Origin of the sequence: Frankia sp. QA3, assembly GCF_000262465.1 — a bacterium.
In the GTDB taxonomy this organism is placed as follows: domain Bacteria; phylum Actinomycetota; class Actinomycetes; order Frankiales; family Frankiaceae; genus Frankia.
The window spans coordinates 4,445,702-4,459,593 of sequence record NZ_CM001489.1; the positions used below are offsets into that span (position 1 = coordinate 4,445,702).

Consider the following 13,892-nt stretch of genomic DNA (forward strand, 5'->3'; position numbering starts at 1 on the left):
GGATGCCCGGACAAGCAGGGCGGGGGGCGACCCTGAGGCCGCCCCCCGCCGGGGGTCTCAACTCTGGGTGACGCTCCCGCCGGCAGCCGCGATCTTCTCCCGCGCGGATGCCGAGAACGCGTCGGCGCTGATGTGCAGCGCGACGTTGATGTCGCCGTTGCCCAGTACCTTCACCGGCGACTTGGCGCGCACGGCCCCCTTGGCCACGAGGTCGGCCTTGGAGACCTCGCCGCCCTCGGGGAACAGCTCGGCCAGGGTGGCGATGTTCACCACCTGGTACTCCACCCGGAACGGGTTGCTGAAGCCCTTGAGCTTGGGCAGCCGCATGTGCAGGGGCATCTGGCCACCCTCGAAGCGGGCGGGCACCTGCTTGCGAGCCTTGGAGCCCTTGGTCCCTCGGCCGGCCGTCTTGCCCTTGGAGCCCTCACCGCGACCGACGCGGATCCGGCTGCGCCGGGCGCCGGGCGCAGGACGCAGGTGATGCACCTTCAGGCCGCGGCCACGCTCGGTCTGCGCCGAGCCGGCCTCCTCGCCCGTGTCGGTCTTCGTCAGTTCGGCCATGGCTAGGAGTCCACCTCCTCGACCCGGACAAGATGGGTCACAGTCCTGATCATCCCGCGGACCTCGGGACGGTCGTCACGGACGGTCGTAGCGTTGATCTTCCGCAGGCCGAGGGTCCGCAGCGTGGCCCGCTGGTTGTGGGTGCCGCCGATCTCCGAACGGATCTGCGTGATGCGCAGCTTGGCCATCACACACCGGCCCCGGCCGCGCGGGCGCGCAGCATGGCCGGCGGGGCGACGTCCTCGAGCGGCAGGCCGCGCCGGGCCGCGATCTCCTCGGGCCGCATGAGGCCACGCAGGGCGGCCACCGTCGCGTGCACGATGTTGATCGGGTTCGACGAACCGAGCGACTTCGACAGTACGTCGTGCACGCCGGCGCACTCCAGCACGGCGCGCACCGGACCGCCGGCGATCACGCCGGTACCGGGCGAGGCCGGCTTGAGCAGGACGACGCCCGCCGCCTCCTCACCCTGGACCGGGTGCGGGATCGTCGAGCCGATCCGGGGCACCTTGAAGAAGTGCTTCTTGGCCTCCTCGACGCCCTTGGCGATGGCGGCGGGGACCTCCTTGGCCTTGCCGTAGCCGACGCCGACGGTCCCGTCCGCGTCACCGACCACGACGAGAGCCGTGAAGCTGAATCGACGACCACCCTTGACGACCTTGGCGACGCGGTTGATCGCGACGACCCGCTCGACGTAGGCGTTCTTCTCCTGGGCCGGGCCGCCGCCCGACCGGTCCCGGCGTTCCCGACGGTCCGAGCCGCCGGACCCGCCGCCGCGGCGCTGCTGGCCTGGCATCTACAACATCTCCCTGTTCTGGCTGTACTGGGTGGCTTGGGGCGCAGCGGTCATCAGAAGTCCAGCCCGCTCTGGCGCGCCGCATCCGCGAGCGCGGCGATCCGGCCGGCGTAGGTCCGCCCGCCGCGATCGAACACGACCGCGTCGATCCCGGCCGCCTTCGCCCGCTGGGCGACCAGTTCGCCGACCTTGCGTGCCTGGGCGGACTTGTCGCCCTCACCACCGCGCAGGGTGACGTCCAGGGTGGACGCCGAGGCGAGCGTGTGGCCGGCGACGTCGTCGATGACCTGGGCGTAGATGTGCCGCGAGGACCGGGTGACGACGAGCCGGGGACGGGACTGGGTGCCCGCCACCTTCTTGCGCACGCGGACATGCCGACGGAGCTTCGCGGTCCGCCGGCGCGCGCTGGCGCCGAGGCTCACTGCCATGATCTATCTCCTACTTCCCGGTCTTCCCGACCTTGCGGCGGACGACCTCGCCCTGGTAGCGCACGCCCTTGCCCTTGTACGGGTCGGGCTTGCGCAGTCCGCGGATCTTCGCGGAGACCTCACCGACCAGCTGCTTGTCGATCCCGTGGACCACGAAGCGGGTCGGGGTCTGCACCTCGAAGCGGATGCCCTCGGGGGCCTTGACCGGGACGGGGTGGCTGTAGCCCAGCGCGAACTCCAGGTCGGAGCCCTTCGCCTGGACGCGGTAACCGACGCCGACGATCTCCAGGGTCTTGGAGTACCCGGCGGTCACGCCGGTGACCATGTTGGAGACCAGGGTGCGGGTCAGGCCGTGCAGCGAGCGGGACCGGCGTTCGTCATCCGGGCGGGTCACCACGAGCTGACCCTCCTCCCGGTTGACCGCGATCGGCTCGACCACGACGTGGCTCAGGGTGCCCTTGGGCCCCTTGACGGTAATGGTCGCCCCCTCGACGGTGATATCGACACCGGTGGGGACGGGAATGGGCAGGCGCCCGATCCGAGACATCGCTCGCCTTCCTTACCAGACGTAGGCGAGGACTTCCCCGCCCACGCCCCGCTTGCCCGCCTGCTTGTCGGTCAGCAGCCCCGACGAGGTGGAGATGATCGCGACACCCAGTCCCCCGAGCACCTTGGGGAGGTTCGTCGCCTTGGCGTAGACCCGCAGGCCCGGCTTGCTGATGCGCTTGATCCCGGCGATCGAACGCTCGCGGTTCGGGCCGTACTTCAGATCGATGACCAGGGAGTGGCCGACGCCGCCAGCCGAGGTTGCGTCCTCGACGTGCCAGCTGGAGATGTAACCCTCCTGCTGGAGGATCTCGGCAATGTGGGTCTTGATCTTGCTGTGGGGCATCACCACTCGGTCGTGGTAGGCCCGGCTGGCGTTGCGGACACGCGTGAGCATGTCCGCAATCGGGTCGGTCATCGTCATGGCTTGACGCCTTTCTCACGGCGGTTCCCGCCGGCGCCGGGGAGAGTGCCCCGGCGGCCGTGGTCCGGGCCTGCCGCGATCGGGTGAAGGTGCGGGGGTGGTGCGGAGGGTGAAGTCGTGCCGGCCACCGGAGAGCTCCCGTGTCTACCAGGAGCTCCCGCGTCTACCCAGAGCTCGCGTCTACCAGGAGCTCTTGGTGACGCCGGGCAGCTCGCCGCGGTGCGCCATCTGCCGCAGGCAGACCCGGCAGAGTCCGAAGACCCGGTATACCGAGCGGGACCGGCCGCAGCGCTGGCAGCGGGTGTAACCGCGCACCGCGTACTTCGGCTTGCGGTTCGACTTCTCGATCAGTGCCTTCTTGGCCATCTGTCTAGTTCTCCCGGAAGGGGAAGCCCAGCGCCCGCAGGAGCGCCCGGCCCTCGTCGTCGGTGGTCGCGGTGGTGACGACCGTGATGTCCATGCCCCGAACCCGGTCGATCCGGTCGATGTCGATCTCGTGGAAGATCGACTGCTCGACCACGCCGAAGGTGTAGTTGCCCGCACCGTCGAACTGCTTCGGGGACAGCCCGCGGAAGTCACGGATGCGCGGGAGCGCGATGGAGACCAGGCGGTCGAGGAACTCCCACATCCGGTCGCCGCGCAGGGTCACCTTCGCGCCGATCGGCATCCCCTCGCGCAGCTTGAACTGGGCGATGGACTTCTTCGCCCGCCGCACGGCCGGCTTCTGGCCGGTGATGGCGGCGAGGTCGCGCACGGCGCCGTCGATGAGCTTCGCGTCCCGGGCGGCGTCTCCGACGCCCATGTTGACGACGACCTTCACGACGCCGGGGATCTGCATGACGTTGCGGTAGGAGAACTCCTCCCGCAGCGCCGGGGCGATCTCGTCGCGGTACCGCTGCTTGAGCCGTGGGACCGGGCGAGCACCGGTGGTCCGGTCTTCGGTGGTCACAGTCATTTGATCTCGATTCCCAACTGCTCGACTGCTCGCTCGGCCTACAGCTCGGCGCCGGTGCGCCGGGAGATGCGGACCTTGGTGCCGTCCTCGTTGATGCGGTACCCGATCCTGGTGGGCCGTCCGTCCGACGGATCGACGATCATCACGTTGCTCACGTGGATCGGCGCCTCCTGGGTGACGATCCCCCCGGACTGCGAGCCCCGCGCGCTCTGCTGGGGGCGGGTGTGTCGCGTGATCCGGTTCGCGCCCTCGACGAGGACCTTGTTCTGCTCGGGGTAGGCCCGGATGACCTTCCCCTTCAGGCCGCGGTCCTTGCCGGTGATGATCTGGACCGTGTCACCCTTCTTGATCTTAAAAGCGGCCACGGTCACAGCACCTCCGGCGCCAGCGAGATGATCTTCATGAACTTCTTGTCGCGCAGCTCCCGGCCGACCGGCCCGAAGATGCGGGTGCCCCGAGGGTCACCGCCGTCCCGGATGAGCACCGCCGCGTTCTCGTCGAAACGGATGTAGGAGCCGTCCGGCCGCCGGCGCTCCTTGGTGGTGCGCACCACGACCGCCTTGACCACGTCGCCGCGCTTCACGCCGGCGCCGGGCAGGGCATCCTTGACCGTGCCGACGATGATGTCGCCGATCCCCGCGTAACGACGCCCAGAGCCGCCAAGCACCCGGATGCAGAGAATCTCCCGTGCTCCGGTGTTGTCGGCGACCCGAAGTCGCGACTCCTGCTGAATCACTTTCCGCTCCTGATCACCCGGTACTGCTGATCAACCGGTACTGCATCGGACCCGGTCACCCGGGCGCCGGGGGCTGCCTCGCCCCCGAGGGCTGCCTCGCCCCGAAACTATTTGGCCTTCTCCAGGACCTGGACGATCCGCCACCGCTTGGTGGCCGACAGCGGCCGGGTCTCCATCAGCAACACGCGGTCGCCGACACCGGTGGTGCCGTGCTCGTCGTGCGCCTTGACCTTCTTCGTCCGGCGGATCGTCTTGCCGTACAGCGGGTGCTGCACGCGGTCCTCGACCGCGACCACGACGGTCTTGGTCATCTTGTCGCTGACCACGAGGCCCTCGCGGACCTTGCGGAAGCCGCGGTCCGCGCCCGCCGCGTCGGTGTTCTGCGAAGCCTCCTGGGAGGCCGTCTCGTCTGCCACTGCCCTCACGCCCGTTCCGACTGCGTCGCGTCATCGTCCGTCGCGCCGGCGACCAGCGCCGGATCGCCGGTGATACCCAGCTCCCGTTCGCGCATCACCGTGTAGATCCGGGCGATGTCGCGCCGCACGGCCCGCAGCCGCCGGTTGTTGGAAAGCTGCCCGGTCGCCGCCTGGAACCGGAGGTTGAACAGCTCCTCCTTGGCTTCCCGGAGCTTGTCGACGAGCTCGTCGCCCGACAGGCCCCGCAGCTCGTCCGCGGTAGCGACAGCCATCACGCACCACCTTCACGAACCACGAAACGGCACTTCATCGGCAGCTTGTGGATCGCGCGCCGCATCGCCTCCCGGGCCACGGGCTCCGCGACCCCGGACAGCTCGAACAGCACCCGGCCCGGCTTGACGTTCGCGACCCACCACTCGGGCGAGCCCTTACCGGAACCCATCCGGGTCTCGGCGGGCTTCTTGGTCAGCGGCCGGTCGGGGTAGATGTTGATCCAGACCTTGCCACCACGGCGAATGTGGCGGGTCATCGCGATACGCGCCGACTCGATCTGCCGGTTCGTCACGTAGGCCGACTCCAGGGCCTGGATCCCGTACTCGCCGAACGTGACGCGGGTTCCGCCCTTGGCCGCACCGGTCCGCCCGGGGTGGTGCTGCTTGCGGTGCGCGACCTTCCGGGGAATCAGCATGATCTATTCCTCCGCCTTCTCCGGAGTGCCCGTCGTCGCGGCGGCGGCCGGCGTGGCGGCCGACTCGGTCGCGGCGGTGGCGGGCGCGGTCGTCTCGGCCACAGGGGCCTCCGACGGCGCGGCCTCGGGCGCGGTGGTCTCGGGTGCGGTCGTCTCAGGCGCGGCCTCGGGCGCCGGCGCGTTGCCGCCGCGCCCCCGGCGCTCGCTGCGCGCCGCGGCGCGACCGGCGTCGGTACCGCCCTGGGTGGTGCCGGACGAGCCGGAACGCGGCCCGCGACGCGGGCGGTCCCGACGGGTCTGACGCTGCAGCGCCTCCTGCGCCTCGCGCTCGGCCCGGCTCTGGACGATGTCGCCCTTGTAGATCCAGACCTTCACGCCGATGCGGCCGAAGTTCGTCCGGGCCTCGTAGAAGCCGTAGTCGATGTCCGCCCGCAGGGTGTGCAGCGGCACCCGGCCCTCACGGTAGAACTCCGACCGGCTCATCTCGGCGCCGCCGAGGCGACCCGAGCACTGCACCCGGATGCCCTTGGCGCCGCCCTTCATCGCGGTCTGCATCGCCTTGCGCATGGCGCGGCGGAAGCTGACCCGGCTGGAGAGCTGCTCGGCCACGCCCTGGGCGACGAGCTGCGCGTCGACCTCGGGGTTCTTGACCTCGAGGATGTTCAGCTGCACCTGCTTGCCGGTGAGCTTCTCCAGGTCGCCGCGGATGCGGTCGGCCTCGGCGCCGCGGCGGCCGATGACGATGCCCGGGCGCGCGGTGTGGATGTCCACCCGCAGCCGACCCTGGGTCCGCTCGATGTCGACCCGGCTGATACCGGCCCGCTCCATGCCCCGCGACATCATCTTGCGGATCTTCACGTCCTCGCCGACGTACGCCTTGTACTGCTTGTCGGCGTACCAGCGGGACGTGAACTCCGAGGTGATGCCAAGCCGGAACCCGTGCGGGTTGACCTTCTGCCCCACTACCGGGCCCTCCTTGTCGTCTTCGCGCCCCGGCCGGCCGTGGAGACCGGCTCCCGGCTCTCCACCACGACGGTGATGTGGCTGGTGCGCTTACGGATCCGGTAGGCCCGGCCCTGGGCGCGAGGCCGGATGCGCTTGAGCGTCGGCCCCTCGTCCACGTACACCTCGCCCACCCACAGGGTGGTGGGGTCGAGGCTGTGGTTGTTCTCGGCGTTCGCCGCGGCGCTGGCGACGACCTTGTACACGTCCTCGCTGGCCGCCTGCGGGGCGAACCGGAGGATGTCCAGCGCCTCGCTGACCGACCGGCCGCGCACCAGGTCGACGACCCGGCGGGCCTTGGTCGGCGAGACCCGCACGTAGCGGGCCGAGGCCTTGGCGCCCGGCAGGCCGGCCCGGGTCAGGCCATCGACGAGATCGTCAGCCACGGCGCGACCTCCGGTCCTCCTTGACGTGGCCGCGGAACGTCCGGGTCGGGGCGAACTCGCCGAGCTTGTGCCCGACCATGCCCTCGGTGATGAAGACCGGGACGTGCTTGCGGCCATCGTGCACGGCGATCGTGTGCCCCAGCATGTCGGGGATCACGGTGGAGCGCCGCGACCAGGTCTTGATGACGTGCTTGGTGCCCTTCGAGTTCTGCACGTCCACCTTCTTGAGCAGGTGGTCGTCGACGAACGGGCCCTTCTTCAGACTGCGTGGCATGGCTGTGTCTCCTCCTTCCTGCTCAGATCCGGTGGGTACGGGGGGCGGACGACAGGCTCACGGGGGCCGGGGTCCGGGTACGTGAGGTCACTACCGCCGCCTGTTCTGCTTGCGACGACGCACGATGAGCGCGTCGGACGACTTGTGGTTGGCGCGGGTCCGCCCCTCCGGACGGCCCTTCGGGTTGACCGGGTGGCGACCACCGGAGGTCTTGCCCTCACCACCACCGTGCGGGTGGTCGACCGGGTTCATCGCGACACCGCGCACCGTGGGCCGGCGGCCCTTCCAGCGCATCCGGCCAGCCTTGCCCCAGTTGATGTTGCTCTGCTCGGCGTTGCCGACCTCGCCGACGGTGGCGCGGCAGCGGACGTCCACGTTGCGGATCTCGCCCGAGGGCATCCGCAGCTGAGCGTAGGGGCCGTCCTTCGCGACGAGCTGCACGCTGGCGCCGGCGCTGCGGGCGATCTTCGCGCCGCCGCCGGGACGCAGCTCGATGGCGTGCACCACGGTGCCGGTCGGGATGTTGCGCAGCGGCAGGGCGTTGCCGGGCTTGATGTCGGCGCCCACGCCGGAGCTGACCTGGTCGCCCTGCTTGAGCTTCACCGGGGCGATGATGTAGCGCTTCTCGCCGTCGGCGTAGTGCAGCAGGGCGATGCGGGCGGTGCGGTTCGGGTCGTACTCGATGTGCGCGACCTTCGCCGGCACGCCGTCCTTGTCCCGCCGGAAGTCGATGATCCGGTAGGCCCGCTTGTGCCCGCCGCCCTGGTGCCGGGTGGTGATCCGGCCGTGGACGTTGCGCCCGCCCTTGGAGTGCAGCGGGCGGACCAGCGACTTCTCCGGGTGGTCACGGGTGATCTCGACGAAGTCGGCCACGCTCGCGCCACGACGCCCCGGCGTCGTCGGCTTGTACCTACGAATTCCCATGGCTTCCTACCGTCCCTGGCCCGTCGACCCGTGGCCCGCCGCCGCGGCGCGGCGCACGCGCTCAGGCACCGGGGCCTCCGAAGATCTCGATCGTGTCACCGGGGGCCAGGCTCACCAGGGCCCGCTTGGTCGCGGACCGGTGTCCCCAGCCGTGCTTGGTCCGCTTGCGCTTGCCCTGCCGGTTGATGGTGTTCACCCGCAGGACCCGCACGCTGAAGATCTGCTGGACCGCGAGCTTGATCTGCGTCTTGTTCGCGTCCGGGTGCACGATGAAGGTGTAGACGTTCTCGTCGAGCAGGCCGTAGCTCTTCTCGGAGACGACCGGTCGCAGGATTACGTCACGCGGGTCGGGAATCACTTGTTCTCCTCCGCCCCGGCCGCGGCGGGCGACGCCGGCCGGCTGTCGCGGGCGAGGAACGCGGCCAGCGCCTCCTCGGTGAAGACGACGTCGTCGCTCACCAGCACGTCGTAGGTGTTGAGCTGCCCCGGGTCGAGCAGGTGCACCGCCGCGACGTTGCGCAGGCTCTTCCAGGTCAGCTCGTCGGCGCGGCTCGCGACCACGAGCACCCGGCGGGTGTCGGCGATCGCGCGAAGCGCCGTGACCGCTGCCTTCGTGGCCGGAGTCTCCCCCGTGACCAGCGAGGACACAACGTGGACCCGGTTGTTGCGCGCCCGGTCGGACAGGGCGCCGCGCAGGGCGGCGGCCTTCATCTTCTTCGGGGTGCGCTGGTCGTACTTGCGCGGCGTCGGGCCGTGCACGATGCCACCGCCGGTGAACTGCGGGGCGCGCAGTGAGCCCTGCCGGGCGCGGCCGGTGCCCTTCTGCCGGTACGGCTTGCGACCACCGCCGCGGACCTCGCCGCGGGTCTTGGTGGCATGGGTCCCCTGGCGGGCCGCCGCGAGCTGCGCGACCACGACCTGGTGGATCAGCGGGACGTTCAGCGGCACGTCGAACACACCACCGGGCAGCTCAACGCTGCCGCCGTCACCGCCGTTCGGCGCGTGCACCGAGACGGTGCGCGTGGTGGTGGCATCCGAATCGGATGCGGTCGCCACCCGGCTCATGCCGAGACCTCCTCACCGGCGCCGACCGCCGCCGGGGCGATCGCCTCGGGCGCCGGGCGCTTGGCCGCGCTGCGCACGAAGACGAGTCCGCCGTCCGGGCCGGGTATCGCGCCCTTCACCAGCAGAAAGCCACGCTCGGTGTCGACGGCGTGGATGGTCAGGCCCGGCGTGGTGGTGCGCGCGTGGCCCATCCGGCCCGCCATGCGCAGGCCCTTGAAGACGCGACCGGGGGTGGCGCAGCCGCCGACCGAACCCGGCGAGCGGTGCTTGCGCTCGACGCCGTGCCCGGCGCCCAGGCCCTTGAAGCCGTGGCGCTTCATGACACCGGCGAAGCCCTTGCCCTTGGAGGTGCCGGTGACGTCGACGACGGTCCCCGGGACGAACACCTCACCGGTCAGCTCCTGGCCGGGCCGGTAGTTGGCGGCGTCGGCGGTGCGCAGCTCGACGAGGTGGCGCCGCGGCGTCACCCCGCTGGTGGCGAAGTGCCCCCGGGCCGGCTTGTTGATCTTTCGCGGGTCGATCTCGCCGTAACCGAGCTGGACGGCGGAGTACCCGTCCGAGTCAGGCGTCTTGACCTGCGTGACGACGTTGGGTCCGGCCTTGATGACGGTGACCGGCACGACGCGGTTGTTCGCGTCCCATACCTGGGTCATCCCGAGCTTGGTGCCCAGGAGCCCTCTGTAGTTGCGGATGAGCATGACTGCGCCGGCCCCTCTTACAGCTTGATCTCGATGTCGACGCCGGCGGGGAGGTCGAGCCGCATCAGCGAGTCGACCGTCTTCGGCGTCGGGTCAAGGATGTCGATCAGCCGCTTGTGCGTCCGCATCTCGAAGTGCTCGCGGCTGTCCTTGTACTTGTGCGGCGACCGGATGACGCAGTAGATGTTCTTCTCCGTCGGCAGCGGCACCGGTCCCGCGACCTGCGCACCCGTCCGGGTCACCGTCTCGACGATCTTCCGCGCCGAGCTGTCGATGACCTCGTGGTCATAGGCCTTGAGCCGAATGCGGATCTTCTGTGCCGCCATGGTGGGCTTCGCCTGTCCTGTCTGTCTCGTCCGGCCGGTACCGCTACCGGGTCACCGCCCGTAGATCCGTCCTGCCGGTGGCGCGGGGCCCGCGCCCCGCCGCCGGCGGAGGGAATCTGCCGGTTACCGCTGTCTCGTGCCGGTCCCGCGTCGACCGATCGACGCTCGGGCCGGATTACCTGCCACGTCGGCAGCCGGTGGCGCCGGCAGCCGGGCCGCCCGGGAGTGGCGCCCAATCGCGCCGCCCGGGCAGCAATGCGGGCGGTGGGCCCGGGTGCTCCGGACCCACCGCCCGCCGCTACTACTTGAGAACCTTCGTGACCTGGCCCGCACCGACGGTCCGGCCACCCTCGCGGATGGCGAAGCGCAGACCCTCCTCCATGGCGATCGGCTGGATGAGCTCGACCGTCATCTCGGTGTTGTCGCCCGGCATGACCATCTCGGTGCCCTCGGGGAGGGTCACGACCCCGGTCACGTCGGTGGTGCGGAAGTAGAACTGCGGCCGGTAGTTCTTGAAGAACGGCGTGTGGCGGCCGCCCTCGTCCTTGTTCAGGATGTAGACGCGCGCCTCGAACACCGTGTGCGGGGTGATCGTCTTGGGCTTGACGATGACCTGGCCGCGCTCGACGTCCTCGCGCTTGATGCCGCGCAGGAGCAGGCCCACGTTGTCGCCGGCACGCCCCTCGTCGAGCAGCTTGCGGAACATCTCGACGCCGGTCACGGTCGTCGTGGTGGTCTCCGGCTTGATGCCGACGATCTCCACGGTCTCGTTGACCTTGACGATTCCACGCTCGACGCGGCCGGTGACGACCGTGCCACGACCGGTGATCGTGAAGACGTCCTCGATCGGCATGAGGAACGGCCGGTCGATGTCACGCTGCGGCTCGGGGATCGAGTCGTCGACCGCGGCCATGAGCTCGAGGAGCTTCGCGCCCCACTCCTTGTCACCCTCCAGCGCCTTGAGCGCGGAGACGCGGATGACCGGGACGTCGTCACCCGGGAACTCGTACGAGCTGAGCAGCTCGCGAACCTCGAGCTCGACGAGCTCCAGGATCTCCTCGTCGTCGACCATGTCGGCCTTGTTCAGCGCGACGACGATGTAGGGCACGCCGACCTGGCGCGCGAGGAGCACGTGCTCCTTCGTCTGCGGCATCGGACCGTCGGTCGCGGACACCACCAGGATCGCCCCGTCCATCTGGGCGGCACCGGTGATCATGTTCTTGATGTAGTCCGCGTGCCCGGGGCAGTCGACGTGCGCGTAGTGCCGCTTGTCGGTCTGGTACTCGACGTGCGCGATCGAGATCGTGATACCGCGGGCCTTCTCCTCCGGCGCCTTGTCGATCTGGTCGAACGGCGTGAAGGGGTTGAGGTCCGGGTGCGCGTCGTGCAGGACCTTGGTGATCGCCGCGGTCAGCGTGGTCTTGCCATGGTCGATGTGACCGATGGTGCCGATATTGACGTGCGGCTTCGTCCGCTCGAACTTCTGCTTCGCCACGGGTGTCCCTCCAAGGACGGGTGGTGTCGTGCTGTGTAGTCAGGTGGAGGAGGTGCTCACGCCACGAGGGCGGTCACTCCCCCCTCGCCTTGGCGATGATCTCCTTGGCGACGTTCGCGGGAACCTCGGCGTAGGAGTCGAACTGCATCGAGTAGCTGGCCCGGCCGGACGTCTTGGACCGCAGGTCACCGACGTAGCCGAACATCTCCGACAGTGGCACCTGCGCCCGCACGATCCGGGAACCGCCGCGCTCCTCCATCGCCTGGATCTGCCCGCGGCGGGAGTTCAGGTCGCCGATGACGTCCCCCATGTGGTCCTCGGGGGTGGTCACCTCGACGGCCATCAGCGGCTCGAGGAGCACGGGATCGGCCTTGCGGGCCGCGTCCTTGAACGCCATCGAACCGGCGATCTTGAAGGCGAGCTCGGACGAGTCCACGTCGTGGAACTGACCGTCCAGGAGGGTGACCTTGACATCGACCAGCGGGTAGCCGGCGAGCACGCCGAACTCCATGGCCTCCTGGCAGCCGGCGTCCACCGACGGGATGTACTCCCGGGGGATGCGGCCGCCGGTGACCTTGTTCTCGAACTCGTAGCCGCCGCCGTCGCCGCCGGAGGGCTCCAGGTTGATGATCACCCGGGCGTACTGACCGGACCCACCCGTCTGCTTCTTGTGGGTGTAGTCGACCTTCTCCACCTTGCGGCGGATCGTCTCCCGGTAGGCCACCTGCGGCTTGCCGACGTTCGCCTCGACGCCGAACTCGCGGCGCATCCGGTCGACCAGCACGTCGAGGTGCAGCTCGCCCATGCCAGCGATGATCGTCTGCCCGGTCTCCTCGTCGGTACGGACCTGGAAGGTCGGGTCCTCCTCGGCGAGCCGCTGGATGGCGGTGCCCAGCTTCTGCTGGTCGGCCTTCGTCTTCGGCTCGATCGCGACGTGGATGACCGGCGCCGGGAACGTCATCGACTCCAGAATCACCGGCGCGTTCGGGTCGCAGAGCGTGTCACCGGTGGTGGTGTTCTTCAGCCCCACCACGGCGACGATCTGCCCCGCACCGACGCCGTCCCGGTCCTCCCGGTGGTTGGCGTGCATCTGCAGGATGCGCCCGATGCGCTCCTTGCGGTCCTTCGTCGAGTTCAGCACCGGCGAACCGCCGGTCAACTTGCCGGAGTACACCCGGATGTAGGTCAGCTTGCCGACGTACGGGTCACTCATGATCTTGAAGGCAAGCGCCGAGAACGGCTCGTCCTCGCTGGGCTCCCGGCGGACCTCGGTCTCCTCGTCGTTGACGGAGTGACCGACGGTGGCGCCGATGTCCAGCGGGTTCGGCAGGAAGTCGACGACCGCGTCGAGCATGGGCTGAACGCCCTTGTTCTTGAACGCGGAGCCGCACAGCACCGGATTGATCTTGCTGGCGAGGGTACCGCGCCGCAGGCCGGCGACGAGCTGCTCCTCGGAGGGCTCCTCACCCTCGAGGTAGAGCTCCATGAGCTCGTCGTCGTTCTCCGCGACCGTCTCCAGGAGCTTGTCGCGCCATTCCTGCGCGGCCTCGAGGTGATCGCGCGGGATGTCGACGGTCTCGTAGGAGGCGCCCTTGTCCTCGGACTGCCAGAGGAGGCCCTTCATCCGGATCAGGTCGATGACGCCGCGGAAGTCGGCCTCGACGCCCCAGGGGAGCTGGATGACGGCCGGAGTCGCGTCGAGCCGCTCGACCATCATGTCCACGCAGCGGTGGAACTCCGCGCCGACCCGGTCCATCTTGTTGACGAAGGCGATCCGCGGCACGTTGTACCGGTCGGCCTGCTTCCAGACCGTCTCGCTCTGCGGCTCGACGCCGGCGACGGCGTCGAACACCGCCACGGCGCCGTCGAGGACGCGCAGCGACCGCTCGACCTCGACGGTGAAGTCGACGTGGCCGGGCGTGTCGATGATGTTGATGGTGTGGTCGCGCCAGATACAGGTGGTGGCCGCGGAGGTGATGGTGATCCCCCGCTCCTGCTCCTGCTCCATCCAGTCCATCGTGGCGCCGCCCTCGTGGACCTCACCGATCTTGTAGTTCACACCGGTGTAGAAGAGGATGCGCTCGGTCGTGGTGGTCTTGCCCGCGTCGATGTGGGCCATGATCCCGATGTTGCGGGTACTGGCCAGCGAGGAACGTACGTCAGATGGCATGT

Annotated in this window: 23 protein-coding genes; all 23 read right to left on the reverse strand. The window is 69.6% G+C overall.

What is annotated here, in order from left to right; all coding sequences use genetic code 11:
• Positions 1-57: 57 nt before the first annotated feature.
• Positions 58-561 carry a 50S ribosomal protein L15 gene (rplO, locus tag FRAQA3DRAFT_RS18155; protein WP_009740509.1) on the reverse strand — a complete coding sequence of 168 codons (504 nt, stop codon included), beginning with the start codon at positions 559-561 and terminating at the stop codon, positions 58-60.
• Between the two features lie 2 nt (positions 562-563).
• Positions 564-749 carry a 50S ribosomal protein L30 gene (gene rpmD / locus FRAQA3DRAFT_RS18160; RefSeq protein ID WP_009740510.1) on the reverse strand — a complete coding sequence of 62 codons (186 nt, stop codon included), beginning with the start codon at positions 747-749 and terminating at the stop codon, positions 564-566.
• Entirely contained in the window at positions 749-1,357 is a 609-nt protein-coding gene (gene rpsE, locus FRAQA3DRAFT_RS18165; RefSeq protein ID WP_009740511.1) for a 30S ribosomal protein S5, read from the reverse strand. Before rpsE ends, rpmD begins: the two co-directional genes overlap by 1 nt.
• A 53-nt stretch (positions 1,358-1,410) precedes the next feature.
• A complete protein-coding gene (rplR, locus tag FRAQA3DRAFT_RS18170; protein WP_009740512.1) occupies positions 1,411-1,785 on the reverse strand; it encodes a 50S ribosomal protein L18 in 375 nt (124 codons plus the stop codon).
• Between the two features lie 10 nt (positions 1,786-1,795).
• A complete protein-coding gene (gene rplF / locus FRAQA3DRAFT_RS18175; protein WP_009740513.1) occupies positions 1,796-2,332 on the reverse strand; it encodes a 50S ribosomal protein L6 in 537 nt (178 codons plus the stop codon).
• 12 nt (positions 2,333-2,344) lie between these two features.
• The gene (rpsH, locus tag FRAQA3DRAFT_RS18180) at positions 2,345-2,755 is read right to left on the reverse strand and encodes a 30S ribosomal protein S8 (protein WP_009740514.1); all 411 of its coding nucleotides are present in this window, start codon (positions 2,753-2,755) and stop codon (positions 2,345-2,347) included.
• 180 nt (positions 2,756-2,935) lie between these two features.
• Positions 2,936-3,121: a type Z 30S ribosomal protein S14 gene (locus FRAQA3DRAFT_RS18185; protein WP_009740515.1), complete on the reverse strand. Its 186-nt coding sequence runs from the start codon at positions 3,119-3,121 to the stop codon at positions 2,936-2,938.
• Between the two features lie 4 nt (positions 3,122-3,125).
• The gene (rplE, locus tag FRAQA3DRAFT_RS18190) at positions 3,126-3,710 is read right to left on the reverse strand and encodes a 50S ribosomal protein L5 (RefSeq protein ID WP_009740516.1); all 585 of its coding nucleotides are present in this window, start codon (positions 3,708-3,710) and stop codon (positions 3,126-3,128) included.
• Positions 3,711-3,748: 38 nt separating this feature from the next.
• Positions 3,749-4,075, reverse strand: coding sequence for a 50S ribosomal protein L24 (rplX, locus tag FRAQA3DRAFT_RS18195; protein ID WP_035923070.1), 327 nt, complete (start codon positions 4,073-4,075; stop codon positions 3,749-3,751).
• Positions 4,076-4,077: 2 nt separating this feature from the next.
• Positions 4,078-4,446, reverse strand: coding sequence for a 50S ribosomal protein L14 (gene rplN / locus FRAQA3DRAFT_RS18200; protein ID WP_009740518.1), 369 nt, complete (start codon positions 4,444-4,446; stop codon positions 4,078-4,080).
• Positions 4,447-4,553: 107 nt separating this feature from the next.
• On the reverse strand, positions 4,554-4,862 hold the full coding sequence (rpsQ, locus tag FRAQA3DRAFT_RS18205; protein ID WP_198287186.1) for a 30S ribosomal protein S17: 309 nt from the start codon (positions 4,860-4,862) through the stop codon (positions 4,554-4,556).
• 5 nt (positions 4,863-4,867) lie between these two features.
• On the reverse strand, positions 4,868-5,137 hold the full coding sequence (gene rpmC / locus FRAQA3DRAFT_RS18210; protein ID WP_035921123.1) for a 50S ribosomal protein L29: 270 nt from the start codon (positions 5,135-5,137) through the stop codon (positions 4,868-4,870).
• The gene (gene rplP / locus FRAQA3DRAFT_RS18215) at positions 5,134-5,550 is read right to left on the reverse strand and encodes a 50S ribosomal protein L16 (RefSeq protein ID WP_009740521.1); all 417 of its coding nucleotides are present in this window, start codon (positions 5,548-5,550) and stop codon (positions 5,134-5,136) included. Before rplP ends, rpmC begins: the two co-directional genes overlap by 4 nt.
• A 3-nt stretch (positions 5,551-5,553) precedes the next feature.
• Positions 5,554-6,513: a 30S ribosomal protein S3 gene (gene rpsC / locus FRAQA3DRAFT_RS18220; protein ID WP_009740522.1), complete on the reverse strand. Its 960-nt coding sequence runs from the start codon at positions 6,511-6,513 to the stop codon at positions 5,554-5,556.
• Entirely contained in the window at positions 6,513-6,938 is a 426-nt protein-coding gene (gene rplV, locus FRAQA3DRAFT_RS18225) for a 50S ribosomal protein L22 (RefSeq protein ID WP_009740523.1), read from the reverse strand. Before rplV ends, rpsC begins: the two co-directional genes overlap by 1 nt.
• Positions 6,931-7,212 (reverse strand): 30S ribosomal protein S19, encoded by a 282-nt coding sequence (rpsS, locus tag FRAQA3DRAFT_RS18230; protein ID WP_009740524.1) that lies wholly within the window; start codon positions 7,210-7,212, stop codon positions 6,931-6,933. Before rpsS ends, rplV begins: the two co-directional genes overlap by 8 nt.
• A gap of 90 nt (positions 7,213-7,302) precedes the next feature.
• A complete protein-coding gene (gene rplB / locus FRAQA3DRAFT_RS18235) occupies positions 7,303-8,136 on the reverse strand; it encodes a 50S ribosomal protein L2 (protein WP_009740525.1) in 834 nt (277 codons plus the stop codon).
• A gap of 61 nt (positions 8,137-8,197) precedes the next feature.
• The gene (gene rplW / locus FRAQA3DRAFT_RS18240) at positions 8,198-8,494 is read right to left on the reverse strand and encodes a 50S ribosomal protein L23 (protein ID WP_009740526.1); all 297 of its coding nucleotides are present in this window, start codon (positions 8,492-8,494) and stop codon (positions 8,198-8,200) included.
• Complete coding sequence (rplD, locus tag FRAQA3DRAFT_RS18245; protein WP_009740527.1) at positions 8,491-9,201, reverse strand: 50S ribosomal protein L4; 711 nt, start codon at positions 9,199-9,201, stop codon at positions 8,491-8,493. The genes rplW and rplD overlap by 4 nt, the downstream gene beginning before the upstream one ends.
• Complete coding sequence (gene rplC, locus FRAQA3DRAFT_RS18250; RefSeq protein WP_009740528.1) at positions 9,198-9,899, reverse strand: 50S ribosomal protein L3; 702 nt, start codon at positions 9,897-9,899, stop codon at positions 9,198-9,200. Before rplC ends, rplD begins: the two co-directional genes overlap by 4 nt.
• 17 nt (positions 9,900-9,916) lie before the next feature.
• Positions 9,917-10,225 (reverse strand): 30S ribosomal protein S10, encoded by a 309-nt coding sequence (gene rpsJ / locus FRAQA3DRAFT_RS18255; RefSeq protein WP_007514815.1) that lies wholly within the window; start codon positions 10,223-10,225, stop codon positions 9,917-9,919.
• 301 nt (positions 10,226-10,526) lie between these two features.
• Entirely contained in the window at positions 10,527-11,720 is a 1,194-nt protein-coding gene (gene tuf / locus FRAQA3DRAFT_RS18260; RefSeq protein ID WP_009740529.1) for an elongation factor Tu, read from the reverse strand.
• A gap of 73 nt (positions 11,721-11,793) precedes the next feature.
• Positions 11,794-13,890, reverse strand: a complete 2,097-nt coding sequence (gene fusA, locus FRAQA3DRAFT_RS18265; protein ID WP_009740530.1) for an elongation factor G — start codon at positions 13,888-13,890, stop codon at positions 11,794-11,796.
• Positions 13,891-13,892: the final 2 nt, after the last annotated feature.